23 protein-coding genes and 1 pseudogene are annotated in these 24,698 nt (G+C 62.9%); 14 read left to right on the top strand and 10 right to left on the bottom strand.

Annotated elements, in window-relative coordinates:
- Nucleotides 1-36: 36 nt before the first annotated feature.
- Nucleotides 37-1,050 (bottom strand): NAD(P)H-quinone oxidoreductase, encoded by a 1,014-nt coding sequence (locus LCM24_RS06470; protein WP_224803238.1) that lies wholly within the window; start codon nucleotides 1,048-1,050, stop codon nucleotides 37-39.
- A 101-nt stretch (nucleotides 1,051-1,151) separates the two neighbouring features.
- Here LCM24_RS06470 and LCM24_RS06465 point away from each other — a divergent pair, with 101 nt between their 5' ends.
- The 5 genes from LCM24_RS06465 (at nucleotide 1,152) to LCM24_RS06445 (ending at nucleotide 7,111) form a co-directional block, all read left to right on the top strand.
- Nucleotides 1,152-1,352 carry a DUF1192 domain-containing protein gene (locus tag LCM24_RS06465; protein ID WP_090478415.1) on the top strand — a complete coding sequence of 67 codons (201 nt, stop codon included), beginning with the start codon at nucleotides 1,152-1,154 and terminating at the stop codon, nucleotides 1,350-1,352.
- A gap of 142 nt (nucleotides 1,353-1,494) precedes the next feature.
- Entirely contained in the window at nucleotides 1,495-3,885 is a 2,391-nt protein-coding gene (gene clpA, locus LCM24_RS06460; RefSeq protein ID WP_224803237.1) for an ATP-dependent Clp protease ATP-binding subunit ClpA, read from the top strand.
- A 69-nt stretch (nucleotides 3,886-3,954) separates the two neighbouring features.
- Nucleotides 3,955-4,959: a ligase-associated DNA damage response exonuclease gene (locus LCM24_RS06455; RefSeq protein WP_224803236.1), complete on the top strand. Its 1,005-nt coding sequence runs from the start codon at nucleotides 3,955-3,957 to the stop codon at nucleotides 4,957-4,959.
- Between the two features lie 2 nt (nucleotides 4,960-4,961).
- Complete coding sequence (locus tag LCM24_RS06450; RefSeq protein ID WP_224803235.1) at nucleotides 4,962-6,554, top strand: cisplatin damage response ATP-dependent DNA ligase; 1,593 nt, start codon at nucleotides 4,962-4,964, stop codon at nucleotides 6,552-6,554.
- Between the two features lie 47 nt (nucleotides 6,555-6,601).
- Nucleotides 6,602-7,111, top strand: a complete 510-nt coding sequence (locus tag LCM24_RS06445) for a DUF1993 family protein (RefSeq protein ID WP_224803234.1) — start codon at nucleotides 6,602-6,604, stop codon at nucleotides 7,109-7,111.
- Here the strand turns inward: LCM24_RS06445 and LCM24_RS13090 are convergent.
- The 7 genes and pseudogenes from LCM24_RS13090 to LCM24_RS06410 form a co-directional block, all read right to left on the bottom strand.
- Nucleotides 7,095-7,220 (bottom strand): annotated as a pseudogene (locus tag LCM24_RS13090) (DUF167 domain-containing protein); the annotation flags it as partial. The gene LCM24_RS06445 and the pseudogene LCM24_RS13090 overlap by 17 nt on opposite strands.
- 142 nt (nucleotides 7,221-7,362) lie before the next feature.
- Nucleotides 7,363-7,929 carry a gamma carbonic anhydrase family protein gene (locus LCM24_RS06435; protein ID WP_224803233.1) on the bottom strand — a complete coding sequence of 189 codons (567 nt, stop codon included), beginning with the start codon at nucleotides 7,927-7,929 and terminating at the stop codon, nucleotides 7,363-7,365.
- Complete coding sequence (locus LCM24_RS06430; protein WP_224803232.1) at nucleotides 7,926-8,483, bottom strand: GNAT family N-acetyltransferase; 558 nt, start codon at nucleotides 8,481-8,483, stop codon at nucleotides 7,926-7,928. The genes LCM24_RS06435 and LCM24_RS06430 overlap by 4 nt, the downstream gene beginning before the upstream one ends.
- Nucleotides 8,476-9,030, bottom strand: a complete 555-nt coding sequence (locus LCM24_RS06425) for a GNAT family N-acetyltransferase (RefSeq protein WP_224803231.1) — start codon at nucleotides 9,028-9,030, stop codon at nucleotides 8,476-8,478. The genes LCM24_RS06430 and LCM24_RS06425 overlap by 8 nt, the downstream gene beginning before the upstream one ends.
- Nucleotides 9,027-11,072, bottom strand: a complete 2,046-nt coding sequence (locus LCM24_RS06420) for a spermidine synthase (RefSeq protein ID WP_224803230.1) — start codon at nucleotides 11,070-11,072, stop codon at nucleotides 9,027-9,029. Before LCM24_RS06420 ends, LCM24_RS06425 begins: the two co-directional genes overlap by 4 nt.
- Nucleotides 11,065-12,066 carry a porphobilinogen synthase gene (gene hemB, locus LCM24_RS06415; RefSeq protein WP_224803229.1) on the bottom strand — a complete coding sequence of 334 codons (1,002 nt, stop codon included), beginning with the start codon at nucleotides 12,064-12,066 and terminating at the stop codon, nucleotides 11,065-11,067. Before hemB ends, LCM24_RS06420 begins: the two co-directional genes overlap by 8 nt.
- A 37-nt stretch (nucleotides 12,067-12,103) precedes the next feature.
- Entirely contained in the window at nucleotides 12,104-13,699 is a 1,596-nt protein-coding gene (locus LCM24_RS06410) for a M23 family metallopeptidase (RefSeq protein WP_224803228.1), read from the bottom strand.
- A gap of 205 nt (nucleotides 13,700-13,904) precedes the next feature.
- Between LCM24_RS06410 and LCM24_RS06405 the strand changes: the two genes are divergently transcribed.
- The 7 genes from LCM24_RS06405 to LCM24_RS06375 all read left to right on the top strand — a co-directional run bounded on the left by LCM24_RS06405 (nucleotide 13,905) and on the right by LCM24_RS06375 (nucleotide 19,907).
- Nucleotides 13,905-16,412 (top strand): helicase-related protein, encoded by a 2,508-nt coding sequence (locus tag LCM24_RS06405; protein WP_224803227.1) that lies wholly within the window; start codon nucleotides 13,905-13,907, stop codon nucleotides 16,410-16,412.
- A complete protein-coding gene (locus LCM24_RS06400) occupies nucleotides 16,307-16,726 on the top strand; it encodes an RNA-binding S4 domain-containing protein (RefSeq protein ID WP_318247361.1) in 420 nt (139 codons plus the stop codon). The genes LCM24_RS06405 and LCM24_RS06400 overlap by 106 nt, the downstream gene beginning before the upstream one ends.
- Nucleotides 16,723-17,061 carry a ferredoxin FdxA gene (gene fdxA / locus LCM24_RS06395; RefSeq protein WP_040964444.1) on the top strand — a complete coding sequence of 113 codons (339 nt, stop codon included), beginning with the start codon at nucleotides 16,723-16,725 and terminating at the stop codon, nucleotides 17,059-17,061. Before LCM24_RS06400 ends, fdxA begins: the two co-directional genes overlap by 4 nt.
- 13 nt (nucleotides 17,062-17,074) lie before the next feature.
- Entirely contained in the window at nucleotides 17,075-17,893 is an 819-nt protein-coding gene (locus tag LCM24_RS06390; RefSeq protein ID WP_224803225.1) for a YihY/virulence factor BrkB family protein, read from the top strand.
- A 183-nt stretch (nucleotides 17,894-18,076) separates the two neighbouring features.
- A complete protein-coding gene (locus LCM24_RS06385; RefSeq protein ID WP_090477095.1) occupies nucleotides 18,077-18,610 on the top strand; it encodes a CarD family transcriptional regulator in 534 nt (177 codons plus the stop codon).
- Between the two features lie 134 nt (nucleotides 18,611-18,744).
- Nucleotides 18,745-19,524, top strand: a complete 780-nt coding sequence (locus tag LCM24_RS06380; RefSeq protein WP_224803224.1) for a head GIN domain-containing protein — start codon at nucleotides 18,745-18,747, stop codon at nucleotides 19,522-19,524.
- Nucleotides 19,525-19,577: 53 nt separating this feature from the next.
- Nucleotides 19,578-19,907, top strand: coding sequence for a hypothetical protein (locus tag LCM24_RS06375; RefSeq protein ID WP_224803223.1), 330 nt, complete (start codon nucleotides 19,578-19,580; stop codon nucleotides 19,905-19,907).
- On the opposite strand, the gene LCM24_RS06370 is transcribed toward LCM24_RS06375, so the two are convergent.
- Complete coding sequence (locus LCM24_RS06370) at nucleotides 19,904-20,839, bottom strand: L-threonylcarbamoyladenylate synthase (protein ID WP_224803222.1); 936 nt, start codon at nucleotides 20,837-20,839, stop codon at nucleotides 19,904-19,906. The two genes, LCM24_RS06375 and LCM24_RS06370, sit on opposite strands and share 4 nt — an antisense overlap.
- A gap of 48 nt (nucleotides 20,840-20,887) precedes the next feature.
- Between LCM24_RS06370 and LCM24_RS06365 the strand changes: the two genes are divergently transcribed.
- Nucleotides 20,888-22,627 carry an acyl-CoA dehydrogenase gene (locus tag LCM24_RS06365; protein ID WP_224803221.1) on the top strand — a complete coding sequence of 580 codons (1,740 nt, stop codon included), beginning with the start codon at nucleotides 20,888-20,890 and terminating at the stop codon, nucleotides 22,625-22,627.
- Nucleotides 22,628-22,647: 20 nt separating this feature from the next.
- Here LCM24_RS06365 and LCM24_RS06360 read toward each other — a convergent pair whose 3' ends face one another.
- Nucleotides 22,648-24,099 carry a PQQ-dependent sugar dehydrogenase gene (locus tag LCM24_RS06360; protein ID WP_224803220.1) on the bottom strand — a complete coding sequence of 484 codons (1,452 nt, stop codon included), beginning with the start codon at nucleotides 24,097-24,099 and terminating at the stop codon, nucleotides 22,648-22,650.
- A 77-nt stretch (nucleotides 24,100-24,176) separates the two neighbouring features.
- On the opposite strand from LCM24_RS06360, the gene LCM24_RS06355 reads away from it, so the two are divergent.
- Nucleotides 24,177-24,659, top strand: a complete 483-nt coding sequence (locus LCM24_RS06355; RefSeq protein ID WP_224803219.1) for a GAF domain-containing protein — start codon at nucleotides 24,177-24,179, stop codon at nucleotides 24,657-24,659.
- Nucleotides 24,660-24,698 lie beyond the last annotated feature (39 nt).

The following is a 24,698-nucleotide window of genomic DNA, read 5'->3' as shown; positions in this document are numbered from 1 at the left end:
TGCATTACACATGCGCGTCTTTGCTACGGTTCGGAGTCAGTCCTCGCCGGACACCTTGAGCACGATCTTGCCGATGTGATCGCCAGCTTCCATGCGGGCGTGGGCCGCGCCGACCTCAATCAGCGGGAACACCTTGTCCATGACCGGTGCGACCGTGCCGTCCTCGAACAGGGGCCACGCGTGGTTGTAGATTTCGTCCGCGAGAAGGGCCTTGAACTCGTCCGAACGCGGGCGCAGCGTCGAGCCGGTCAGCGTCTGCCGCTTGCTCATCAGCTTTGCCATGTTGATTTCCGCCTTCAGCCCGCCGAGCACGGCAATCGTCACATGGCGCCCGTCGACTGCGAGGCAGTCCAGATTGCGCTGCACGTAATCGCCCGACACCATGTCGAGGATCACATCCGCCCCCTCGCCATTGGTGAACTCGTTCACCTTCTCGACGAAGTCGTCGGTCTTGTAATTGATCGCGAAATCAGCGCCGACGCCGCGTGCAGCCTCGCATTTTTCGTCGCTTCCGGCTGTGGTCACGACCTTGAGGCCGAATTCCTTGGCGAGCTGGATTGCCATTGTGCCGATCCCGGAGGTGCCGCCGTGAACGAGAAAGGTTTCCCCGTCGCGTGCCCAGCCCCGCTCGAACACATTGTGCCACACGGTGAAGAGCGTTTCGGGAATTGCCGCAGCAGTTGCCATGTCCATGCCCCGCGGGACCGACAGGCAGTGTTCCGCATGGGCGAGGCAATATTCGGCATAGCCGCCACCCGACACCAGCGCGCAAACGCGGCGATTGAGCATCTCCGGCGCGGCTTCGTCACCGACTGCCACGATCGTACCCGACACCTCCAGTCCCGGGATGTGGGATGCACCGGGCGGGGGCGGATAGAAGCCCTGGCGCTGGATAACATCGGGGCGGTTCACGCCGGCATGGTCGACCTTGATCAGGACCTGCTTGCCGGTTGGTGCCGGGACAGGCAGGGTTTCGGCACGAAAAACATCCGGACCACCCGGCGCATCGAAGCCCATCGCGGTCATCGTTTCCGGCAGATTGCTGGCCAAACCTTCCCCCTTTTTAAAATGTGCGGCCTAGCGGCCACGAAGCGGTGCATTAACGCGCGGCCGTGTTGACAGCAACCGCGCAAAGGCAGAGCATGGCCGCCATGGATGACGACGCCCGTCCACGCCCCAAAGGCGATGCCGCCAGCCTCCTCGCCGGAGAAGACCTGGCACCCTATTCCATCGACGAACTGGCCGACCGCATCCGTCTTCTCGAAGACGAAATCGCGCGCGTCGAAAAGCACCGCCTGAAAGCCGCCGCGCATCGAGACGCGGCCGACGCCCTGTTCGGGCGAAAGGACTAGGCGGTGGTCGGGGGGCTGAAATTCCGCAGCCCGCTTCCCATATGCACGAAACACGCCGCCGCGTGGTCAGCTTTCGTCAATCTTGACCCCCTAGGCTCTCCCTGTCTCGCCATTCCGCGAGTCCCTCGAAAGTAGGAACCGAATGCCAAGCTTCGCCGCGAACCTCGAAAAGACCCTTCACGCAGCCCTCACCGATGCGGGCGAGCGTCGCCACGAATATGCGACGCTGGAGCACCTGCTGCTCGCGCTTATCGGCGATGAGGACGCCGCCCAGGTCATGACCGCTTGCGGTGTCGATCTCGGCGAACTGACGACGGTCGTCACGCAGTATCTCGAACAGGAATACCAGTCGCTGAAATCGGACGATGGTGCCGATCCGCAGCCGACAGCCGGTTTCCAGCGGGTGATCCAGCGCGCGATCCTGCATGTCCAGTCTTCCGGCAAGGACACGGTAACCGGCGCAAATGTGCTGGTGGCCCTGTTCTCCGAACGCGACAGCTATGCGGTCTATTTCCTGCAGCAGCAGGACATGAGCCGTCTCGATGCGGTCAGCTTTATCAGTCACGGCATCGGCAAGGGTGGCAAGCAGGTCGAAGGCCGTCCGCCGCAGGGCGCGGAAGAAGCGCAAAGTCCCGATGCACCCGAACAGGCGAAGGGCGGCGACAAGAAGGAAACCGCACTCGACCAGTTCACGGTCAACCTCAACCAGAAGGCGGAAGACGGTAAGGTCGATCCGCTGATCGGACGCGGGCCGGAAGTGGACCGCACGGTCCAGATCCTGTGCCGCCGGTCGAAGAACAACCCGCTCTATGTCGGTGATCCGGGCGTCGGCAAGACCGCCATCGCGGAAGGTCTCGCGCGCAAGATCGTCGAAGGCGACGTCCCCGAAGTACTGCAGGACGCGGTCATCTACTCGCTCGACATGGGCGCGCTGCTGGCAGGCACCCGCTATCGCGGCGATTTCGAGGAGCGGCTGAAGCAGGTCGTGAACGAGCTCGAAAGCATGCCCGAAGCCGTGCTCTTCATCGACGAGATCCACACGGTGATCGGTGCCGGCGCGACCAGCGGCGGCGCGATGGATGCGTCGAACCTGTTGAAGCCCGCACTTTCGAGCGGTTCCATCCGCTGCATCGGCTCGACCACATACAAGGAATTCCGCAATCACTTCGAAAAGGACCGCGCCCTGCTGCGCCGGTTCCAGAAGATCGACGTGAACGAACCCACGATCGAGGACACGATCAAGATCCTCAAGGGTCTGCGCAGCGCCTTCGAAGAGCATCACAAGGTCAAGTACACTCCCGATGCGCTCAAGACTGCCGTCGAGCTTTCGGCGCGTTACATCAACGACCGCAAGCTGCCCGATAAGGCGATCGACGTGATCGATGAAGTGGGCGCGATGCAGATGCTGGTACCGCCGAGCCGCCGCAAAAAGAAGATCACTGCACGCGAGATCGAGGCCGTCATTGCGACAATGGCGCGCATCCCGCCGAAATCGGTGTCGAGCGACGACAAGAAGGCTCTCGAGAACCTCGAGCGCGACCTCAAGCACGTCGTCTTCGGCCAGGATCCGGCAGTCGAGAAACTGTCGACGGCCATGAAGCTGTCCCGCGCAGGCCTGCGCGATCCGGACAAGCCCATCGGTTCGTTCCTGTTCAGCGGCCCGACCGGCGTCGGCAAGACCGAAGTCGCGCGCCAGCTCGCCTCGATCATGGGTATCGAACTCAAGCGCTTCGACATGTCCGAGTATATGGAGCGTCATTCGATCAGCCGCCTGATCGGTGCGCCTCCGGGCTATGTTGGTTACGACCAGGGTGGTCTTTTAACCGATGCGGTTGATCAGAACCCCCATTGCGTGCTCCTGCTCGACGAAATCGAGAAGGCCCACCCGGATCTCTTCAACATCCTGCTGCAGGTGATGGATAACGGTCGCCTGACCGACCATCACGGCAAGACGGTCGATTTCCGCAACGTGGTCCTCATCATGACGACCAATGCGGGCGCTTCCGACATGGCGAAGCAGGGTATCGGTTTCGGCGACGTATCCAAGGAAGATGCGAGCGAGGAAGCGGTGAAACGCATGTTCACGCCGGAATTCCGCAACCGTCTCGATGCGATCGTGCCCTTTGGTTACCTCAACAAGGCAACCGTGGCCCGCGTGGTCGACAAGTTCATCCTCCAGCTCGAACTGCAGCTGGCCGAACAGAATGTCGATATCCAGTTCGACGCGGAATCGCGCGCATGGATGGCGGACAAGGGCTATGACAAGCTCTACGGCGCACGCCCCATGGGTCGCCTGATCCAGGAAAAGATCAAGCAGCCGCTCGCCGAAGAACTCTTGTTCGGCAAGCTGGCCGATGGCGGCGAAGTCGCGGTGACGATGAAGGATGGCAAGCCGTCATTCGAACTCACACCGGCTCCGCCCAAGACCAAGCCGAAGCGCAAGCCCGCGGCGAAGAAGAAGGCGGCGCCCAAGAAAAAGCCCGACGCAGATGCCAGCGAAGGCGGCAGCAAGGGCGAGAAGGGCAAGGACTGACATCCTGCGATAAGCAATCGAAGGGGCGCGGATCGGGAACGGTTCGCGCCCCTTTCGCTTGAGTCGGCGATGGCCGCGCCTTTTTCCTGGATCAAACCCGAACCGCACGGGATCTATATCGAGCCGGCCGATTGCTGGGTCGATCCTTCACGGGCCGTAGACAAGGCCCTGGTGACACACGGTCACGCCGACCATGCGCGCGGAGGTCACGGGCAGACCGTCGCGACTCCCGAAACGCTGGCGATCATGAAGTTGCGCTACGCGACTTCCGACGGTGCCACGCCAGTCGAATATGGTGAAACGATCCGCCTGCCCGGCGGGGTCGATGCGACCTATATCCCCGCAGGCCATGTCCTGGGCAGCGCGCAAATATTGCTGGAACATGCAGGCGAGCGCGTAATCGTGACAGGCGACTACAAGCGACGCGCCGACCCCACCTGCCCGCCCTTTGAGGTCACGGCTTGCGACATCTTCATCACCGAGGCGACCTTCGGCCTGCCCGTGTTCTGCCATCCTCCGATCGAGGAAGAGATGCGCAAGCTGCTGGACCGGCTGGCCGCCCATCCGGATCGCTGCGTGCTTGTCGGCGCCTATGCGCTGGGCAAGGCGCAGCGCGTTATCGCCGAATTGCGGCAGGCGGGGCATACCGATCCGATCTACCTCCACGGAGCGATGGAAAAAATGTGCCGTCTCTACGAGGAGCACGGCGTGGAGCTGGGCGAGCTTCGGCTCGTCGCCGACCACACGAAAGAGGAAATGCGCGGGGCGATCGTCGTATGTCCGCCATCTGCGCTGAACGATCGATGGAGCCGCCGCCTGCCCGATCCGATCACTGCCATGGCAAGCGGCTGGATGCGTGTGCGCCAGCGTGCTCGTCAGCGGAACGTCGAATTACCGCTGGTCATTTCGGACCACGCGGATTGGGGCGAGCTCACCCGCACGATCCGCGAAGTCGACGCGCAAGAGAACTGGATTACCCACGGGCGCGAGGATGCGCTGCTGCGCTGGTGTCAGTTGCACCAGCGGCGCGCCCGCGCGCTGGCACTCGTCGGTTATGAAGACGAGGACGATTGAACGTGGAAGAATTTGCCGCACTCGTCGATGCCCTCGTCTACACGCGTTCGCGCAACGAGAAGTTGCGCCTGATCGCGGAATATCTGAGGGCCACACCCGATCCCGACCGGGGCTGGGCACTGGCTGCACTTGCCGACGGGCTGGATTTTCCAGCCGTGAAGAGTTCCACGATCCGCAATCTGATGAAGGACCGCGTCGACCCGGTCCTTTGGACGCTCAGCCGCGACTTCGTCGGCGACACGGCAGAAACCGCCAGCCTTCTCTGGCCGGCGCCGGAAGAACCACCCTCCCCGCCTACGGTGAGCGAGGCGGTTGAGCTCCTCTCATCGATGAACCGTAAGAGCGTAGTCACCGAACTGCCGCGCCTGCTCGACCGGCTCGACGCATCGGGTCGCTATGCCCTGCTTAAACTGGCGACCGGCGGAATGCGCACCGGTGTTTCGAGCCGCCTGGCAAAGACCGCGTTCGCACAGGCGTTCGACGTGTCGGTCGACGAGGTCGAAGAGTACTGGCACGGCCTCGCCGCGCCCTACCCCGAACTGTTCGACTGGGCGGCGCACGGTAAGGACCCGCCCGATATCGAGAACCTGCCTACCTTCCGGCCGTTCATGCTCGCGCATCCGCTGGAGGAGACGGTCGTCGACCTGGCGGAATATGCCGCGGAGTGGAAATGGGACGGCATCCGCGTGCAACTGGTGCGGGCAGGCGGTGAAACCCGGCTCTATTCGCGCAGTGGCGACGATATCTCTGCGACGTTCCCCGAACTTCTCGATGTGCTTCCGTTCAACGCCGTGCTCGACGGCGAGTTGCTGGTGCGCGGCAATGTCCAGGGCGGGGAGGCCGGCGGCGCCGCCAGCTTCAACGCGCTCCAGCAGCGGCTAGGCCGCAAGACCGTGAGCAAGAAGATGCTTGCCGAAGCGCCCGCCTTCGTACGCCTTTATGACGTCCTCATCGCCGAGGGGGATGATCTGCGCGAAAAGGCCTGGACCAGTCGCCGCGCGGTGCTGGAACGGCTGATGGCCCGGTTACCGGAAAGCCATTTCGACCTTTCGAGCCTGGTGGAGGCCCGCGATTTCGAGCACTTGGCAGAGATCCGCGAAGGCAGCCGCGACGATGCGATCGAGGGCCTTATGCTCAAGCGCAAGGACAGCCCCTATATCGCGGGGCGGCGCGTCGGGGCCTGGTACAAGTGGAAACGCGATCCGCTGCTGGTCGACTGCGTGCTGATGTATGCCCAGCGCGGCAGCGGGAAGCGATCCAGCTTCTTTTCCGACTACACCTTCGGTTGCTGGGACGGCGATCCCGACCAGGGAGCCGACCTGCTGCCTGTCGGGAAGGCCTATTCCGGATTCACCGACGAGGAACTGAAGAAGCTCGACCGCCACGTGCGCAGCAATACCGTAAACCGCTTCGGACCGGTGCGCGAAACCGACAAGAGCCTCGTCTTCGAAGTGGCTTTCGACAGTGTGCACGAGAGCAAGCGGCACAAGTCCGGCCTCGCCATGCGCTTTCCGCGCATCCACCGCATCCGCTGGGACAAGCCTCCGCACGAAGCGGACCAGATCGAGGCGCTCCGCTCGCTCGTGAGGGATTGACGCCGCGGCTGCTCCGGCTAGGCCAAGTGCCTGTCCGGGAGATTTCGATGACACCTCACGATTTGCTGATACCGACCTGGCGCAACATGCTGCGCGCTCTTTCGGGCATGACCGACAAGGCTGCCAAGCACGAAAAAGGCGATGCCTTGCTGGCCGAGAAGCTGGCGGACGACATGCTTCCGCTCTCGACCCAATATCGGTTCGTGACCAATCTGCCCGGTGAGGGCCTGGCCAGGCTGGCGGGCCTCGACTTCACTTCCAGGGACGACGATCCTGCGACCTTTGCGGAAGCTAAGGAGCGGATCGCAGGAGCTTTGGCCATGCTCGACCGGGTTCGTCCGGACGACTTCCTTGGCGCTGAAGAGAAATTCGACATGACATTGCCCATCGGCATGACCTTCCACCTTTCGGCGCAGGAGTATGCGCGCGACTGGGCGCTACCGAACTTCTATTTCCACACGAGCACCGCCTACGCGATCATGCGGATGAACGGAGTGGAACTCGGCAAGGCGGACCTGGTCCCGCACATGGGCGCTTACGTCAAAGCTGCCGCATAATCCTGAAAAGCTTTTCGCGCGAAGTTGCGCCGCGCAACAATTCGACCTGGGACGGCGCAACGCACAGAGCCTGAGCAAGCAGGACACGCACTGCCTCGTTTGCCGCGCCATCCTGGGGTTGGCGCGGACTTTGACCGACACCCTATCGTTCTCGATGAGAATTGCTTGCGATCCGGGCGCCCGGAGTGACCCGGATCGCAAGACGGTCCTCGGAATCGATCAATTGGGCAAGCGCACCGGGTTCGGGCAGATCAGCTCTTGAGCGCTTCATCCACTGCCGCCGCATGGTGCCGCGCGTTTTCCGCATAATGCGCGGTGCCCATTCGCATGCCCATCACCGCCGCTTCGTCGAGGTCACGCATCTTGCGCGCGGGGCGACCGCCCCACAACTCCCGCTCTCCCATCACCTTTCCTTCGGTGAGCATGGCCCCTGCAGCGAGCATGGCATCGCTGCCGATGACGGCCTTGTTCATCGCGATTGCGCCAAGACCGACGAACCCGCGGTTTTCGATCACGCAACCGTGGATCATGGCCATGTGCCCGATCAATACGTCGTCGCCGATGATGAGCGGCGATCCATCGGGATCGCCCGGACGGGGCGGATCGCAGTGGAGCACGCTCCCATCCTGCACATTCGTCCGCTCCCCGATGACGATACGGCTGACATCCGCGCGCAGGACGCAGTTGTACCAGATCGAACTCTCGGCGCCGATCGTGACATCGCCAACGATAGTGCAGCCAGGTGCGATGAATGCGCTGTCGTCGATCTTCGGGTTCTTGCCGTGGATCGGCACGATGTTCACACCGGGGCGGTTCATTGGTTCTTCTCCCATTCCTCGCGGGTCAGGCTGTACTGGATGACCCGCCGGTCTTCGGGCGGGTAATCGGGATCATCGAAATCGAGATCGGTCCGCCGCGTCATGCCGAGCTTTTCCATCAGTTTCCAGCTTCCCACATTCGCCTCGCTGGTCAAGGCGACGACGTGCGGCGCATCCACCCGGCCGAATGCCCATTCGAGCACTGCCTCCATCGCCTCTCGCGCATAGCCGCGCCTCCAGCGGTCTTCGCGGACCAGCCAGCCGACTTCGTGATCGCCCTGATTCGGAGCAAGCGGGTTGTCGACCTGCTTGATCCCGCAATGACCCACGAGATCGCCGGTCGCCTTTTCGATCATCATCAGGAAGCTGAAGCCGTGACGCGAATAAAGCGCCTGGGCTTTCGCATGCTTCGCCTCGATTTCGTGCAGTTCCTTTACACCGCCGAGCCTCGCCATCACCGTTGGCGTGTTGAGAACGCGCATCTGCTCTGCAGCGTCGCTCTCTTCGATTGTCCGCAGGATGAGGCGGTCGGTTTCGGCGATAATGTCAGCCATTCCAGCGATCCGCGTCGATGGAGTATACGATGATTACAGGGTTCTCCGCATCGAACTCGTCATTGGCAAAGTCGAGATCCTCGCGCCGCTTCATACCGAGCCGTTCCATGAGGCCCCAGCTGGGGGAATTGCCGTGGACGGTCAGGGCGATCACCTCTTCCGCGCCAAAGCGAGCGAAAGCGAGATCCAGCGACGCTATGGCTGCCTCTTTTGCGTAGCCCTTGCCCCAGGCATCTTCGCGCAGGCGCCAGCCGACCTCCATCATGCCGACCGGCCCGCCGGCCTGGTTACATCGCTTCAATCCGCAAAAGCCGAGAATGGAGCCGTCGTCCTTGCGCTCCACCGCCCAGAAGGTGTGGCCGTGTTCCTCTTTGTACGAGAGGAGGCGGTTTTGCGCAGCGGCGCGCTTTTCATCATCGCAGACCCCGCCCAGCCAGCGCATCACGGACGGGGTATTGGTCGCTTCCCAGAAAAGAGGCCAGTCCTCGTCCCTCCAGTCCCGCAGGACCAGTCTTTCCGTCTCATGCCGGAAGGGAGCACGGTTCATTCGGTCAGGTTCACCTTCAGATGCGGTAGGACCGAGGCGTAATCGTCCGTCCACAGCCTTTCGGCAGGCTCGCCCAAGGGCTCCCAGCCGTCCTGCTCGGTAATGCTCTCGAGCTTGGAACCGTCAGCGCTCAGCGCGATCCAGCCGGACGTGAAAGTCCGCGCTTCCTTGTCTTCCATATCATTGCGGATGGTTGCGGTTAGCCCGGCATCACGCGCCAGAGCTTCAATCACCGGCTCCAGCTTGATGAAGCGATTGCTGATGTGGATCAGCAACACGCCATCGGGCTGCATCACCCGCCGGTACACGGCGATCGCTTCGCGCGTAAGCAAGTGCAGCGGGATGGAATCGGAAGAGAAAGCATCGATGACGAGCACATCGAAGGCATCGCTGGGCAAGGCTGCCAGTTCCAGACGCGCATCGCCGATGATTATTTCCGCTTCGGGGGTACATTCCGACAGGTAGGTGAACTGCCCCCGGGTCGAATAGTCGAGAACGGCGGGGTCGATCTCGAAATAGGTCCACTCCTGGCCCGGCTGGCGATAGCAGGCGAGCGTTCCCACCCCCAGGCCGACTACGCCGACGCGAGCCCCGTCACCGAACAGGCGCGGCGTCTGTGCCAGCACCCGGCCGACACCGGAATCGCGGCCATAGTAGGTCGTCGGCTCGGTACTTCCCTCCATCTGCATTCCGTGGGTCGTCGTGCCGTGGATGAGCCAGCGCGATCCGTCGTTCTGTTCCGCGACGGTGTAAATTCCGAAATAGCTTCGGGTCCGGTCGCCCACAGTGCTCAGGGCGATTTGTGTCGTCAGGCCCGTAAACATCATCACGAAGAAAACTGCGAAGACCAGTCCGGCACGAAACAGGATTTGCCGGATACGGATGCGCTCGAGCAGGTCCTTCCAACCGTCCAGCGGCAAGAGCGCTACCAACGCGATGATCAGGATGGGATGCTCCCAGGTCCAATCGAACAGGACGGGTGCAAACAGGGCGGTGAAAGCCCCGCCGATCACGCCGCCAAGCGACATGAAGAGATAGAAGCGCGTCAGCTCGCTCGCCGGCGGGCGCAGTGAATAGAGGCGCGCGTGGAGCGCAATCGCCCCGATGAAGAGCAGCACTATCGTGGCAATCCCGGCGGTTACCCCAAGGTCCGCTTTCTCGCCGATCGACAGCGCTGCACACAGGGGCACCAATACCGGCGCTGACAACACGAAAAGCCGGGCGAGCTTGCGGTTCTCGGCAAAAGCAATCGAGAACGAGAGCAGGTAAAGACCGAGCGGGATCACCCACAACAGCGGCATCGCCATGATGTCGGTCGTCAGGAAGGTGGTCGTCGAAAGCATCAGCCCGGAAGGCACAGCCGACAGAATCAACCACAGCGCGATAGTGAAGCCCTTGACCTTGGAATGCGCCTCTTCCGCAACATGAGTGACCGCAACCGCCTTGCGCCGCGCGAAGGCAACGCTCGCGACCAGCAGGACCAAGGCGCCGTATCCGATCGTCCAGAGCTGGCTTTGCTCGCCGAGAGGAAGGATGGGCTCGACGAGGAGAGGATAGGCAAGCAGGCCGCCGAAGCTTCCAAGGTTGCTGGCGGCATAAAGCGGATAGGGATCGCCCGCCCCGTCGCCCGCGGCGTACCAGCTCTGCATTAGCGGTGCCTGCGCCGAAACGGCGAAGAAGACCGGGCCCACGGTCAGGAGGAAGAGCCATGGCACCCAGACGACTTCCCAGCCCGGAGCCGCAGCGCCGCCCGCCTTCAGGGCAAGCGGCAGGGTCAGGCCGGCGAGGACGAGCAAGGCGACGTGGACCATCGCCTGGCGCTTGATCGTAAACCTGCCGATGAAGTGCGCGTAAGCGTATCCGCCGAGAAGCAGCGCCTGGTAAACCAGCATCGCGCTGTTCCAGACATTGGGCGCGCCGCCGAGCCGCGGCAATGCCATGCGCGCGACCATCGGCTGGACCATGAACAGCAGGAAGCTCCCCACGAAAATCGTGAGAGTGAACAGCCAGCGGCGCGAAGCTGCGCTCCCCGCCTCAGCCATTGAGCAGCCTTGCTGCCACAGGTGCGTGATAGGTCAGCACGCCCGAACATCCGGCGCGCTTGAATGCGACGAGCTTCTCCATGAGCAAGGCATCGCGGTCTCCGATGCCCGCTGCAGCGCCTGCCTCGATCAGCGCATATTCTCCGCTGACCTGGTAAGCATAGACCGGAACGCCGAATGCCTGCTTCGCGCGCCAGATAACGTCGAGGTAGGCGAGGCCGGGCTTCACCATGACGCTATCCGCTCCTTCGGCGATATCGAGCGCGATTTCACGCAGGGCCTCGTCACCATTGGCCGGGTCCATCTGGTAGCTCTTCTTGTCGCCCTTGAGCAGGCCGCCGGACCCTACGGCGTCACGGAACGGGCCATAGAAAGCCGAGGCGTATTTCGCCGCGTAGCTCATGATCTGGACATTGGGATGCCCGTTCATCTCGAGCGCCATGCGAATGGCCTTTACGCGGCCGTCCATCATGTCCGATGGCGCGACGATATCCGCCCCGGCGTCGGCCTGGACCAGCGCCTGGTCGACCAGAACTGCGACGGTATCGTCATTCAGGACATAGCCGTCCTCATCGATCAGCCCGTCCTGTCCGTGACTTGTATAAGGATCGAGCGCCACATCGGTGAGGATGCCGATATCGCTTCCGCAGGCGTCGCGTACGGACTTGATGGCCCGGCACATGAGATTGTCCGGATTGAGGGCCTCTGCACCATCCTCGCTGCGCGCGCTTGCCGGAGTGTTCGGAAAAAGTGCAATGCAGGGAATGCCCAGGTCGACAGCTTCCCTCGCCCGCTTGACGATCCCGTCGACCGACCAGCGCGATACCCCGGGCAAGCTCTGTACCGGATCCTCCACGCCTTCGCCGTCAGTCACGAACAGCGGCCAGATCAGATCGGACGCGGTCAGCACGGTTTCGCGCTGCATGCGGCGGCTCCAGTCGTGGGCTCGCGTACGGCGCATTCGCGTGGCTGGGTAGGATGCGTTGCTCGTCATGGGGCCCCTGTGCTGCAATCGCTGTGACGGTTCAATCTCAGGATACCTGCTGCGGCATGTTGAGCTTGTCGATCTCGCGCTTCGGCCCCTCTTCCGCCGCTTCATCCGCTGTGGGCGCCAGATCTTCCAGCGCGGCACCTGCTTCGACGGTCCTGATCTTGCGCAGCGCCTCGCGGAATTTCTGTAGCTCTTCGCCGGAAAGCTGGGCGCGGGTGACGAACTTCACCGACGCCGGATTCACCGAGCGGCCACCGCGATACATTTCGTAATGAAGGTGCGGCCCCGTCGAAAGGCCGGTCGATCCGACGTAGCCGATGACCTGCCCACGCTTGACCGATTGGCCGCCGCGCACCGCGATCCGGCTCATGTGGCAATAGCGCGTGTCGATGCCGTTCCCATGACGCAGACGCACAGCATTGCCGCACCCGCCCATTCGACCTGCACCGGTTACCCGCCCATCGGTTACAGCGACGATCGGCGTGCCGTGCCGCGCCTTGAAATCGACCCCGGCATGCATGCGCCGATAGCCAAGGATGGGGTGGCGACGCATTCCGTAGCTCGAGCTCATCCGGCCGGGGACCGGCGCCATCAGGCCGCCGCGCTCTTCCCCGACGCCCGACGCTTCGTAGAACTGCCCGTCTTTGCCCCATCGCATCAGCTGGATCGGCTGGCGCGAACCACGCTCGAGTCCGGCGAACAGCAGCTGGCCCGCCTGACGCTCCCCCGTCGCAGCACGGCGATGCGAGATGATCATGTCGAAAGTATCCGTCTCGCGGACTTCGCTGTCGAGGCTGACCTGCGCGGAGAGGGCCTTGAGATATGCCTGGATCGCGCTCGCCGGCGCTCCGGCTGCCCGGGCGGATCGATACAGGCTGTCGCCTACGGTTCCGCGGATGCGAAGCGGCGTTTCATCGACCCGGATGACCTTGCGCGACAAGGTCAGGTCGGCGCCAGGGTCCAGTCTGGACACAGCCAATTCGAGATCGAAGCGTGCGCGGAACTTCAGTTCTTCCAAAGGCCGCGAAGCCCCCGGGGCGGGTCGCCGGCCCAAAGTGATGTCGATCTGGGTGCCCGGCTCAAGCTCGCTGAGCGGCATGGCCCGTTCCACCAGTGACAGGATATCTTGCGCTTCCGACCTGCCGACACCGGATCGCAGCAGGGTTCGCTCGAAGCTGTCTCCCGACCCCAGCGTTGCCAGCATCTGCAATTGCGGACGTTCGGGCGCCTCGGCCAGCGGTCTCACGAGGTTGCTCGGCCCCATCCGGCGCCCGGTATCGGCTCCGAGGGCAAGCGGCAGGATCGCCTGGCTGTGATATTCGCCAAGGATTTCGCCATCGTCAGGCAGCGGCGAAGCGGCTTCCAGCGGCGCGAAATCGGGCCAGAATGCCAGTGCCACGACAGACAGGCCGACAAAGGTGCCCAGCCCCCTGAACCAGCGCTTCGAGCCGATGTCGGCCCCGAGGTCAGGCGCGATGTCGAGTGTTTCGATGCGAGCGAAAACTTGCGATTTAAGAGTGCCAAGAGAGAACTTGCCGGTGCTACCGGCGCGGTTGGGCGCATCGACCACAGGATCAGCACCAGGAGCGCGCTCACCCGCAGCCTGCCCCGCCGAAATCTGATCTGGCTTGTCCAAACCGGACACCTGCACCTAAATTCCTCCGTCTCGACAAATGGCGCGATCCCGCGCGCCCGCCGATCTATGTTTGCGGAGTAGTCTATGCAGGATTCAAGGTAAAGACACGCTTAACTTAGGCCTGTTCGGGCCCGAATCGCGCCGAGTTGCGGGTATTGCGTGGCGAGCGGTTGCACTGCCTGCGGCGCACTGCCACCTAGGTATCGTGAAAGACGCCTCGATCAAGGCGGTCCTCGGGCCCACCAATACCGGCAAGACCCACCTCGCCATCGAACGAATGTGCGCGCATTCGAGCGGTGTCATCGGCTTCCCGCTGCGCCTGCTTGCGCGCGAGGTCTATGACCGACTGGTCGCGATCAAGGGCGAGAAGGCGGTCGCGCTCATTACCGGTGAGCAGCGTATCGAGCCCGCCGGGGCGCGATACCTGTGCTGCACGGTGGAGGCCATGCCTCGCTCGCCCGACGCAGCCTTCGTCGCACTCGATGAAGCTCAACTCTCCGCCGACCGCGAACGGGGACACGTCTTTACCGATCGCCTGCTCAATGCGCGCGGGCGTGAGGAAACCATGCTGCTTGGTGCCGCGACCCTTGAGCCGATGGTCAAGGCACTCGTTCCCGACGCCGAGATATCCGACCGGCCGCGCTTTTCGACGCTTACGCATATCGGACCGAGGAAATTGTCGCGCCTGCCGCCGCGCAGCGCGATTGTCGCGTTCAGTTCCGAGGCGGTCTACGCCGTTGCCGAAATGCTCCGCAGGTTTCGCGGCGGTGCAGCTGTCGTCATGGGGGCACTATCACCGGAAACGCGCAACAAACAGGTCGAATTGTTCCAGAATGGTGAAGTCGACTACATTGTCGCTACCGACGCCATCGGGATGGGCCTCAACCTCGATGTGAACCACGTGGCCTTCGCGGGGCTGACCAAATTCGACGGCGTGCGGATGCGCAGGCTGCACCCAGCCGAAATGGCCCAGATTGCCGGGCGCGCAGGCCGCCACCAGCGGGACGGGACCTTCGGAACGCTCGCCGGTGCAGGCGGGAAAACGGGACCCGCTCCGGAATTCACCGAGGAAGAAGTCTACGCGATCGAGGAGCACCGCTTCGCTCCGATCACGAAGCTGTTCTGGAGAGAGGCGGAGCCACGCTTCGACGATATCGCCACGCTGATAGGCGATTTGGAGACACCGCCCCGGCACGAAGCGCTTCGCCTTGCACCGGAAGCGATCGACCTGGCCACCCTCAAGCGCCTCGCCGAAGAGCCTTTCGCCGCTACTATCCGCGGCCACGGACAGGTTCGCCGGTTCTGGGAAGCCTGCTCGCTTCCCGACTTCCGCCAGCGTGGGCCGGACGTCCACGCCCGCTTCGTGGCGCGGTTGTGGCAAGATCTCCAGCAGGGCTATATCGGAGCCGACTTCGTCGCAGCGCGAATCTCCGAACTCGACAATACGAGTGGCGACATCGATACGCTGCAAGGGCGGATCGCCGCGATTCGCTCCTGGGCCTATATCTGCCAGCGCCCGGACTGGGTTCTGGCTCGTGACGAAATGGCGTCGCGTGCCCGCGCAGTGGAAGCAAAACTATCGGACGCGCTCCATGCGCGGCTGACCGAAAGATTCGTGAACCGAAGGACGGCTATCCTGATGAAATCGCTGGGACAGGACGCATCCATGCTCCCCATTACCCTTACGGACGATGGCGTCCTCAAGGTCGAGGACGAACCCTTGGGCCATGTCGAGGGATTCCGTTTCGTCGTGGATGCGGCGGCCAATCATGCGGATCGCAAGATGCTCCTTGCTGCAGCCGAGAAGGCTTTGCCGCGCCTCCTTGGCGAACGCGCCGATGCCCTGGCTGCGTCCGGGATGGAGGAGATCGAGATCGGGCGTGGGGCCATCCGGTGGAAGGGCCAGATGCTTGCGAAACTGCGTACGCGCGACGGGCAGGTGAAGCCCGAGCTCGAACCTGCACGAGAGCTGGCAAGCCTGTCCGATGCTTCGCGAGCCAATCTGATGGCGGCGCTCGACACATGGCTCGACAAACAGCTCGAGCCGCTCGAGCCGCTGCGCAAGATGCACATAGCCGCCACCAACCCAGACGCCGGATCGCAGGCCCGCGCATTGTTGCTGAACCTCATTTCTGGCCATGGCTTCGTCACGCGCGAAAAAGCAGGGATCGAGCATCTGCCCAAGGAAATGCGCCCTTTCCTGCGCAAGATCGGGGTCACGTTCGGCGCCCTCGACATTTATTCGCCGATGCTGCTCAAGCCTGCGCCGCGACAGCTGCTCCATTCCCTCGGCATCGATCGTCGTCCGCTGCAGGAGGCCATGCTTCCTGTCATTCCGGACGCGAAGAAGCTCCCGTCGGGCTATCGCCATGCCGGATCGCAGGCCATCCGGCTCGACCTTGCGGAGAAGATTTTCCGCTCCGCCCACGAAGCGCGGGCCAAGGCGGACAAGAGCCGCAAGTTCCACTTCGACCTCTCCCTTCCGATCTCGATCGGCCTGGAAGAGAAGAATGCCGAGCGCCTGCTCGGACAGGCCGGATTCCGGGTCCAGCGCGCGAAGCCCCTGGAAGAAGGCGCATTCGGCCCTCCCCGTCCCGACAGCTGGGAATGGCGTCCATCCCGCCGCAAGCAGCAACGCAGCGCTCCCGCCGCGAGCAAGACGCGCGAAGGCAGCGCTTTTGCCGGGCTGGCGGATCTCATGAAGCAGGGCTGAGGGTGCGGATCGACCGTTTGCTCTGCTTGCTGCGCTTCGTGCGAACGCGCAGCGCGGCGAACAAGCTGGTCGGCATGGGTCACATCCGGCGCAATGGCGAGCGCGTCACGAGGTCCAGCCGGGACATCCAGCCCGGCGATGTGCTCACCCTCCCCCTCGGGAACGCAGTGCGCCTGATCGAAGTTCTGTCACTACCCGATCGCCGCGGACCCCCAAGAGAAGCGCAGGCTTGCTACCGCGAGCTTGACCCGGGCGGACAAAATGGAAATAGCAGCGGCAAGACCACTGCGAGACAGGGAAATATCGCACCATGACCTATGTCGTCACCGACGCTTGTATCAAATGCAAATACACCGATTGCGTGGAGGTCTGCCCCGTCGACTGCTTCTACGAAGGCGAGAACATGCTCGTCATCAATCCGTCGGAGTGCATCGACTGCGGCGTGTGCGAACCGGAATGCCCGGCGGAAGCCATCCTGCCTGACACGGAAGACAATCTGGAAAAATGGCTCGAGCTGAACACCAAGTTCTCCGCCGAATGGCCGAACATCACCAGCCAGAAAGAGCCGCCCGCAGATGCGGACGAGCACAAGGGCGAAGAGGGCAAGTTCGACAAGTACTTCTCGCCTGAACCCGGCGAAGGCGACTGATCCAGCCATCGCTTTGCTGGACGATCTGAAAGCCGCCTGGGCCAGGGGCGGCGAAGACAATATCGGCATCATTGCTGCGGGAGTGGCGCATTATGCGTTGCTCGCCCTCGTGCCTACGCTCGGCGCAATGGTTCTCGGCTATGGCTTATTCGCCGATCCGGAGACGGTTGCAGGGCATATTGCGACATTATCAGAGAATTTGCCCGCGTCGGCGGCCGAACTGATTGGCGATCAGTTGAAGAATGTGAGTGAAGGCGCAGCCGGGGCGAAGGGATTCGGCCTGCTGCTATCGCTCGCAATTGCCCTGTTCGGCGCCCGCAACGGGGCGCGCGCCCTGATGACGGGCTTGAACATCGCTTTAGGCGCGAAGGAAGAGCGCGGCTTCGTGAAAGGTAATTTGGTCGCGCTGCTTATAACGATAGCAGGCGTCGTGGGACTAGCGGCCGCCGGCGGGGTGATTACCGCCATAGCCGCAGTGTCCGGTCCGATCGGCGATATTGCGGGTTTCGCGACCCTCCTGCTTGTCGCCAGCGGTGCGGCCGCCCTGCTCTACCGTTTTGCACCCAACAAGCCCGCGCCCGATTGGGACGTCATCTGGCCCGGTGCCGTACTGTTTGCAGTAACCTGGATCGCGGCAACGGCAGCCTTCGCCTACTATGCCGCAAATTTCGGCAATTATAACGCCACTTACGGATCGCTGGGTGCGGTGATCGTCCTGATCACCTGGTTCTATGCCAGCGGCTTCTTCCTCTTGCTCGGGGCGGAACTGGTGGCGGAGCGCGCGAAGGGAACGGGAACGCGATCGACCGAAAGCGTCGCAGACTCGCAATAATCCACATACTGTGCTATATAATGCAACAACTGCGCCGGTGTGCTCCCGGCCAGATGTGAGAATCGAAAGGGCCGGAAGAGCATCCAACCTGCAATTTGATCACTATACCGCGCTCCCTTGGGGAATGCGGGCAGGGTCATTCGCAGCGCGGAAATCTCGGTCGGCCCGGTGAAAGGATTATGCATGGCGAGCAAGGCTGATGCCTTCGACGTTGGCGATTACGTCGTTTACCCCAAGCACGGTGTGGGCCGTGTCATCGAACTGCAGAGCGAAGAAATCGCGGGAATGCAGCTCGACCTCTACGTACTGCGTTTTGAAAAAGAGCGGATGACCCTGCGTGTCCCGGTCAACAAGGTCGAATCGATCGGCATGCGCAAGCTGTCGTCGGACAAGACGCTCAAGGAAGCGATGGAAACCCTGAAGGGCAAGCCCAAGGTCAAGCGGACCATGTGGTCGCGCCGTGCGCAGGAATACGAAGCCAAGATCAATTCGGGCGAAATCGTCCTGATCGCCGAAGTGACGCGCGATCTTTTCCGCCCCGACGATCAGCCGGAACAGAGCTATTCGGAACGCCAGATCTTCGAGGCTGCCTCCAGCCGCCTCGCTCGCGAGCTCGGTGCGATGGAAGAAACCGACGAAGCGACTGCGCTTGAAAAGATCCTCGATGTCCTGCGCGAGCATGCGCCGCAGTATTACGAGAACACTGAAGAAGCCTGATCGGCAAACGCCATCGAGCAATCGACGAAGGGGCCGCTCCGCAAGGGGCGGCCCTTTTCGTTTGCCTTGAATTGGCGGTGTCAGTGTATTACGTGGGCAATACGGAAAATCCGGGCAATAGAGGGATACCGCCAATGCTGACCAGAATTCTCAAGGGCCTCGCGCCCGTCGCCGCCCTGGCCGCCAGCACGCTTATTGCGGGTTGCGACGGCGTGAACGTCACTATCGGAGATAGCGAAGGCGTGCCGCTGGCAGAAGTCGACATGGCCGATGCAAACCCTTCGGAAATCGTTCTCGCCTCCCCCGACACGATAATCGTCAACAAGGGCGACGCGCTCGATATCGAGGTCTCCGGCGACCAGGCTGCAGTCGATGCCTTGCGCTTTCATCTCGATAACGACTCTCTCGCCGTGAGCCGCGAAAAGGACAGCGGCAAGGACCTCGGCACGGCGACCGTGCGGGTCACCATGCCTAGTCTGACCGCCATGGTCCTCGCTGGCTCGGGCACCATAGAAGCCGACGAAATGAGCGGACCGGCCGAAGCGACCATCGCCGGGTCGGGATCGGCGAAAGTCGGCACTATCGCGGCCGAGAAGCTCGAAGTCACGATTGCCGGCTCGGGCGATTTCGAGGCATCCGGCACTGCAAAGTCGCTTGAAATGACGATTGCCGGGACTGGCAAGGGCGCGATGAGCAATCTCCAGGTCGACACCGCGGAAGTTACCGTCGCCGGTTCGGGCGATGCGGAATTTTCGTCCGATGGCACGGTCGAAGCGAATATCGTCGGATCGGGAACGGTGACGGTGAACGGCAGCGCGACCTGCGAAGTCTCCTCAATGGGATCGGGCAAGCTGGTATGTCGCAGCGGCGCAAAACCGGCGCAGGACGACGCCGCGGAAGAATCCGAAGCTTAAGTCATCGCCTGGCAAGGGAATATGGGCTAGGCGGCCACGCGAAAGGACTTCGCATGCGCCGCCCAGCCACCCTTGCCCTGATTTTCGCCGCATTCGCCGTGAGCGGCTGCGTAAGCACGCTCGTCGATGTTGCGACCGCTCCCGTAAAGGTTGTGAGCAAAGGTGTAGACCTGGCGACTACCAGCCAGTCGGAAGCCGATGAAAAGCGCGGGCGCGAGATCCGCCGCCGCGAAGAGCGTCTGGCCAAGCTGGAACGGGAATACGAAAAACAGCTGGATGAATGCGAGGAAGGCAATCGCCGATCCTGCAGCGAAGCGCGAGATACCTACGCCGAGATGCAGCAGATCTTGCCGACTATTCCCGTCGAGCCCGACGAGAATTAATCCGGCGGTTTCGCCGCGCGGCGCAGCCTGTCGTTGATCGCCTTGCCGATATCCCGATCCGGGATGGATGCCACAGCCATGCGCGGCTTGTCGGATGCCGCGCCGAGGTGCAGGCAGGCATAGAGGCGTGACGCCGCCTCTTCGAGATCGCCGGCCCCGGACAGGGTGCAATCTCCAGCGATATCGCCGAAGCCGATCATGAACTCGTCATCTGCGTGGTCGCCAGCGTTGAGACGCAAGGGCTTTCCGGGAGCATAGTGGCTGGCGAGCTGGCCCGGCGCCTCGATGCCCGCAAAGCCGGAAGTCGAGTTGCGCCGCGCGACTTTGACCGGACCCGGTCGTAGCTGGTCGACGCTACCATCGTCCCGGACAGCAAGGATCGTCGATTCCAGCCCCGCCTGCGATGCACCCCCATCGATCACTGCATCGATACGGCCATCCAAGGAGGCAAGCACATGCTGCGCACTCGTCGGACTGATGAAGCCGCTGCGATTGGCGGACGGGGCCGCCAGGGGAAAGTCGACAGCTTCGAGCAATGCCGACATGACAGGATGATCCGGCATCCGCAGTGCCAGGGTCGGCAGTCCGGCCGTGACGCTTGCGGCCAATCCTGCATCTTCCCGCCTGGGCAGTACGAGTGTCAGGGGGCCCGGCCAGTGTTCCTGGGCAAGCCTCCTTGCTTTCGCCCTGAATACAGCGAGGCGCTCCGCCCGCTCTATCGTAGGCACATGGACGATGAGTGGATTGAAGCTCGGCCGTCCCTTGGCCTCGTAAATGCGGCCCACCGCGTCTTCGCTGTCCGCCCTCGCAGCGAGTCCGTAAACCGTTTCGGTCGGCACTGCGACGAGCCCACCCGCCCGCAGGATCGCCGCGGCACGTGCAATGCCACTTTCGTTCGCCTGAAGCGTTTCCGTAGCGTATTTGCCGCTCATGCCCGCGCGCTATATCTGACGCTCGAGAAAGCCAAGAGGAATGCATTCGTGACTTACACCCCCGCCACCCAGGACCAGCTGCTCGCCATTCGGGTAAATGCCGGAATCGAAGAGCTCGCGACGACCGAGAAATTCGCCGCAGCAGAGCCCGACATGGTCGAGGCCATTGTCGAGGGCGTGGGCCAATTCGCGGCAGGGGAATTCGCCCCGCTCAACCGAATCGGTGATCTCGAGGGAGCAAAGCTAGAGAATGGGGTGGTGCGCCTGCCGGACGGGTTCGACTTCGCCTACGAGGCCTATGTCGAACAGGGCTGGAATGCGATCGCGTCCCCGGCCGAATTCGGCGGTCAGGGCCTGCCCTTCACGCTTGCATGCAATGTGCTGGAGAACCTCGGCACGGCAAACATGGCCTTCAACCTGCTGCCTATGCTGAGCGTTGGCGCGATTGAGGCACTAGAACATCACGGTTCCGGTGAACTGCAGCAGAAGTATCTTCCCAAACTGGTTAGCGGCGAATGGTCCGGGACGATGAACCTGACCGAGCCGCAGGCCGGTAGCGACGTGGGCGCCCTCAGGGCGACCGCCGTTCCGATCGAAGATGGCGAGCATGCCGGGAAATACCGCATCAAGGGCCAGAAAATCTACATCACCTGGGGCGAGCACGAGCTCTCGAAGAATATCATCCATCTCGTGCTGGCCCGGCTGCCGGATGCGCCGGAAGGCAGCAGGGGCATTTCCCTCTTCGTCGTACCCAAGTATCACGTCGACGCCGAGGGCAATCCCGGAGCGCGAAACGACGTGCGCTGCGTCAGCCTCGAGCACAAGCTTGGCATCAACGCATCGCCCACTTGCGTGATGAGTTACGGCGATAACGACGAATGCATCGGCGAACTGGTCGGCGCGCCGCACCGCGGGCTGATGGCCATGTTCACGATGATGAACAATGCCCGCATCAATGTCGGCAACCAGGGCGTCCAGATTGGCGAGCGCGCGACCCAGCAGGCGCTCGATTACGCTAAGGAGCGGGTGCAATCGGCACGCGCCGGTTCTCCGGATCGCAATCCCGTGTCGATTATCGAACATCCCGACGTACGCCGCATGCTCCTGAGGATGAAGGCCCTGACCGAGGGCGCGCGAGCCTTGCTTTACTACACCGCTGGCCAGGTCGATCGGGGAACGCTGGGCGACGATGCGGCGCGCGCGCGTGGCGAAGTCCTGACGCCGCTGATCAAGGCGTGGGGAACAGACATCGGGATCGAAGTCGCCAGCCTTGGCATCCAGGTCCACGGGGGCATGGGCTTTGTCGAGGAGACCGGTGCGGCGCAGCATTGGCGCGATTCGCGCATCGCACCGATCTACGAAGGCACGAACGGCATTCAGGCCGCCGACCTCGTTACCCGCAAACTCGGTATGGACGACGGCCAGGCGCTGATCTCGCTGACGGAAGACATCGCGCGCGACTGCGCCGACGAACCGGCATTGTTTGCGCTCGCCGGCGATTGCGCAGCGGTCGCCAAGTGGATGCGCGAGGAAGCCAGCCTCGACGATCGCCTCGCGGGCAGCGTGGCCTTCACGACAATGCTGTCCGTAGCTGTGGCCGGATGGCAGCTGGTGCGCCAGCTGCGCGCGGTAGAGGCTGGAAGCGCTCCGGCATTGGCCAAGACCAAGCCGGCGAGCGTTCGGTTCTTCCTCGATCGTATCGTGCCCGAAGCCGCGGGGCTGCGCGCCGCTGCGACAGCAGGATCGGAAGATCTCTACGCGATCCCCACCGAGGCGCTGCTCGGCTAAGCCAAGTTGCGCCGCGCGACTTAGTCTACAGTCACTTCCCGGGCGAAATCCTCGCCGGAGAACGTCGCGGCTTGCCCTCTGAGCTCACGCTGTGGAGGCAGGCTGCGACCGGTGACCCTTTCGATTGCACCCTGCGGCGTGGCACCTGGAGCGCTGACGCGCCAGATGATCCCGGCAGTGTCGTCGCTGACCAGCAGCGAGCCATCCCCGGCCCATTCGACCCACGTCGGCCGCCCGCGGGTCTTCCCATCGCCGGTCAGGAAGCCGCCCAGAACCTCGATCGGCTGCCCGGTCGGGTTTCCGCGGTCGTCGAAAGGCACGTAAACGACGTCGTAGCCCGACGGCGGCTTCCGGTTCCACGAGCCGTGGCGCGCAATGAAGGCTCCGCTCGAGAAGCCCTCGCCTAATGCCGCCCCCTCGCGGCTGAAGACCAGGCCGAGCGCGGCCACGTGAGGGCCCAGCGCATATTCGGGCGTGCGGATGTAGTTGATGTAGGATGGGTAGGGATATTTAACCCGGCGATCGAAGTTGTCGCCCCAATATACCCACGGCCAGCCGTATTGCGCGCCTACGGGGACGTTGGTGAGGTAATCCGGCACAAGGTCCGACCCGAGCATGTCGCGCTCGTTCACGGTCGTCCAGAGCTCACCCGACCAGGGGCTGAAATCCAGGCCGTTTGCATTGCGAAGCCCGCCGGCGAACACTCGCTGGTTTCCGGAAGCGAGATCTATCTCCCAGATCAGGGCGCGGCCCTCTTCTGCCTCCATGCCCTTGTCGCCGATATTGGTATCCGACCCGACCGCTACATATAGCCTGTCACCGTCAGGATGGAGGGCCAGATTGCGCATCCAATGGCCGCCAGCCGGCGCCAGGTCGGCAATCTTGACCGCTTCGCCGGCAGGTGCGTCGGCACCAAGTTCGTAGGGAAATGCAAGCACTTCGTCGTGATTTGCGACGTAGAGAGTGCCATCCGTCCAGGCGAGACCCGAAGGAGAATCGAGGCCGTCGATGAGTACCTGGCGCGTTTCAGCAATTCCGTCGCCGTCACCATCCCGAAGCAAGACCACCTGATTAGGCGATTCGCCACCCGCGCCCGCACGGCTCATCAGCAAATCGGCAATCCACGCGGTCAAGCCTCCCTCGTCCTTCGCGGGAGCGCGTGTCAGCGAGACCAGAATATCGCCGTTCGGCAGGGCCTGCAGGGTACGCGGATGGTCCAACCCGTCCGCAAAGCGCTGCACCTGAAGGCCTTCCGCGGCATCCGGAACTTCGCCTTCCTGCCAGCCGATCGGCTCGGCGATCGCAATGGTCGGGAAGGTTTCGGCATCCGGTTCATCGAGACGCGGATCGGTGCCCACCACCTCGTCGAACGGAATGTCGGCCGTGTCGCCGCGCGAGACGAAGAAGAAGACGATCCCGAGGATCACGATTATGACGAGAAGGGCGATGCCCAGCTTTTTGAGGATGCTCATGCGATCCAGCGTTACGCCAGCGAGGCTTGACCCGCAACGCCCCTTGCATCGCGCGCGCCGCCGCCTAGATCGCTGGCATGTTTGATTTTCGTCCCGATCCCGATTGCCCCAAGCCCGAAGCATACCGGCAACTTTGCGACGCTGCGGACGCCCTGACGTCCGGCGAGCCGGATGCCGTCGCCAATATGGCGAATAGCGCCGCCTTGCTCTGGGACTTTCTTCCGGACCTGAACTGGGCGGGTTTTTATCGCCTTGTCGATGGTGAGCTGGTGCTTGGTCCTTTCGTGGGCCGTCCGGCCTGCATCCGGATACCGCTCGGTAGCGGCGTTTGCGGTGTAGCTGCTGCCAAGAGCGAGACTCAGCTGGTCGAGGATGTCCACGCGTTTCCGGGGCACATCGCCTGCGACGGCGATACAAATTCGGAGCTGGTCGTTCCCGTGGTCCGCGAAGGCCAAGTCGTCGCGGTTATCGACCTGGACAGCCCCAAAAAGGCTCGCTTCGATCATGAGGACCGCGCCGGGATAGAGAAACTGGCCTCGATCCTGTCGGACCGGATCTGATTCTGCCCCGCAATAAGACGGTCTGCAGCAGCGCTTTGC

It is taken from the genome of Qipengyuania aquimaris (assembly GCF_020171965.1).
Classification (GTDB): Bacteria; Pseudomonadota; Alphaproteobacteria; order Sphingomonadales; family Sphingomonadaceae; genus Qipengyuania; species Qipengyuania aquimaris_A.
This window is presented reverse-complemented; position numbering and strand designations above follow the sequence as displayed.